Annotated in this window: 2 protein-coding genes and 2 pseudogenes; all 4 read right to left on the bottom strand. The window is 69.6% G+C overall.

The window, feature by feature from the left end:
* A pseudogene (locus tag ASJ79_RS22045) lies at positions 1–724 on the bottom strand (hypothetical protein); the annotation flags it as partial.
* A complete protein-coding gene (locus ASJ79_RS22040) occupies positions 721–1626 on the bottom strand; it encodes an ABC transporter ATP-binding protein (RefSeq protein WP_067959915.1) in 906 nt (301 codons plus the stop codon). The gene ASJ79_RS22040 and the pseudogene ASJ79_RS22045, both read right to left, overlap by 4 nt.
* Entirely contained in the window at positions 1619–2275 is a 657-nt protein-coding gene (locus ASJ79_RS22035; protein ID WP_067959909.1) for a TetR/AcrR family transcriptional regulator, read from the bottom strand. The genes ASJ79_RS22040 and ASJ79_RS22035 overlap by 8 nt, the downstream gene beginning before the upstream one ends.
* Before the next feature lie 117 nt (positions 2276–2392).
* Positions 2393–2704 (bottom strand): annotated as a pseudogene (locus ASJ79_RS34325) (hypothetical protein); the annotation flags it as partial.

Below are 2704 nucleotides of genomic sequence, written 5' to 3'. Positions count from 1 at the left end.
CGCCCCACACCCACCCCCCCCCCCCCCGCCCCCCGCCCCCCCCCCCCACCCCCCCCGTGGACCCGCGCCCCGACCCACACCCCCCCCACCCCGCCCCCGCTCCCCCCCCCCGCCCCATCTGCGCGGTGACCGCGGCGACGGCGCCGAACAGCATGGCCACCGCCGTCACACCGATGCACATCGCGGCCGAGTCGACGACGCCGAATCCGTTGGCGGCCGTCGCCGCGGTCATCGTCACCGCGAGCACCGCGTTGACCGCGCCCACCACGATCAGTGCCGCGGTGGTGCGCGCGTACCGGCCGACCACCGAAGCCAGCACCAGTTCGGCTGCGCCGCTTTCCTCCTCGGCACGGGTATGCCGAATCACGGTGAGAACGGCCAGGATCGACGTGGCGACGATCAGCGTGAGCATGAGCTCGTTGGCGACCATCGCACCGAGTTCGGTCTCGTTGACCCCGAACATCGGGCCGCCGAGCATCATGCCGGCCGGTGTCTTCAACAGGTTCACCCGGGCCTGCCGCTGGATCTCCTCCGGATAGGCGAGCTCGAGGGTGCCGGGGGAGTAGGCCATCATCGCGGTCAGCACCGCGATCCAGACGGACAGCCGGACACGGTCACGCCGCAGTGCCAGGCGGACCAGCGCAGCGGTGCCGGTCCACGGTGATCCCGAGGTCCTCGCGGCGTGCCGTGGACCGTCGACGGACAGCTGGGCGGTGGCGCTCACCGCCCAGCCCCCTGATACTCGCGCAGGAACAGGTCCTCCAGGGAGGCCGGCGCCACCGTCAACTCGTCGATACCGAGGCTGCTGAGGTCGGCCATCGCGCGGTCGAGGTCGTTGCGGTCCACCGAGAATCGCAGGTTCCCGTCGTCGGTGCGCAGGTCGTGAATGTAGGGGGCGTGCTCCAGGCGGGTGCGGTCGCCGTGGGTGCGGGCGGTGACCGTGGTGCGCATCAGGTGCCGCATCTGCGCCAGCGTTCCGGACCGCACGGTGCGTCCGGCTCGCACGATGGTGACCGTGTCGCAGAGCTTTTCGACCTCGGCCAGGATGTGGCTGGACAGCAGCACCGCCGCGCCGCGGTCCGCGACCTCGCGCACGCACTGCTGGAAGGCCTGTTCCATCAACGGGTCCAGACCTGAGGTCGGTTCGTCGAGCACGAACAACTCGCTGCGCGTGCTGAACGCGGCGATGATGGCCACCTTCTGCCGATTGCCCTTCGAGTAGGTGCGCGCCTTCTTGTGCGGGTCGAGTTCGAAGCGTTCGATCAGCTCGTCACGCCTCCCGCTGTCCACCGCGCCGTCGCCGCGCAGCCCCGCCAGGAAGTCGATGGCCTGCATCCCGGTCAGGTTGGGCCACAGCGTCACATCGCCGGGCACATAGGCGATCCGGCGATGCAGGGCGACCGCGTCACGCCACGGGTCGCCGCCCAGCAGCCGGACCGTGCCGCCGTCGGCGCGCAGCAGACCGAGCAGCACCCGGATGGTCGTCGACTTGCCCGAGCCGTTGGGGCCCAAAAACCCGGCGACGTCGCCCGGCGCCACGGTGAGATCGAGGCCGTCGAGCGCCTTGGTGCGGCCGAACGACTTTCGCAGCCCGTGGATGTCGACGGCCGGCCCGTTGTCAGTCATCGTGCGCTCCTTCTGTGAGCGGAATTCCTCGTTGCCGTTGAGCCAGGAAGGCGTCGTACATCGTCGATTCGGCCATCAGCCCGTTGGTGTACAGCTCCAGGGCGGGCAGCATCATCTCCTCGCCGTAATCCCGCAGCACCGCCCGCAGATCCGACGGATTCTCGTGCAGTTGCAGATAGAGCAGGAACCCTCCGCCTGCGGACATCGCCAGGAACCGGGCCCGGCTCTTCGGGTCGGCGCTCGGCTTGATGGTGCCGGCCTGCACCCCGGCCTCGATGTACTGCTCCGCGTTGTCGATCATGGTGTGCCAGAACGCTTTCGCGAGGTCTCCGCCGGACTGCATGCTGCGCACCAGGTAGCCCATCAACGGGGCGTACTCCTCGATCTCGGCCATCTGCGCGAACCACGTGGCCGGATCCGACGACTGGATGGTCTCGGTCTTGGTGGTTCGCACGGTTTCGGCGACGAAGTCGTCGCACGCCCTGCGCAGGCCGTCCTTCGAGCCGAAATGGTGGATCACCAACCCCGGGCTCACCCCCGCCGCCGTCGCGATGGTCCGGATGCTGACCCCGAACCCCTCGCGCCCGAACAGGTCGAGCGCGGTGTCGCGGATCCGGGCCGCCGCGGTCAGATCATCGGCTGAACGCATGTTCAGTACACTAAACACCCGTTCAGTGCAGCGTCAAGGCTTGACCGCGAGCAGACGTGAACGTGCACGATTTCGGGCCTCGGAGGGCAGGTTGGTGTCTGCTCGCCGGAAGAAGCGTCAGTCGCGGGCGGCGGCGAGCAGTCCGTCGCCGAGCGGGATGAGCACCGGGGTGAGCCGTTCGTCCTCGGCGATCAGCCGTGCCGCCTCGCGCACCGCGGCGACCTCGCTGTCCTTGGCCGACGCGTCCCCGGCCCGGCCGCCGAGGACGAAGGGCTCACCCCGGTGCTCATCCCGCTCGGCGACGGACTGCTCGCCGCCGCCCGCGACTGACGCTTCTTCCGGCGAGCAGACACCAACCAGCCCTCCGAGGCCCGAAATCGAGCACGTTCCCGTCTGCTCGCGGTGAAGCCGTGACGATGCACTGAACGG

It is taken from the genome of Mycobacterium sp. NAZ190054 (genome assembly GCF_001545925.1).
GTDB lineage: Bacteria > Actinomycetota > Actinomycetes > Mycobacteriales > Mycobacteriaceae > Mycobacterium.
This window is presented reverse-complemented; position numbering and strand designations above follow the sequence as displayed.

Bases quoted from the DNA above. Each gene is read 5' to 3' on its own strand.
- ASJ79_RS22040 (WP_067959915.1), bottom strand. From the start codon at position 1,626: ATGACTGACAACGGGCCGGCCGTCGACATCCACGGGCTGCGAAAGTCG.
- ASJ79_RS22035 (WP_067959909.1), bottom strand. From the start codon at position 2,275: ATGCGTTCAGCCGATGATCTGACCGCGGCGGCCCGGATCCGCGACACC.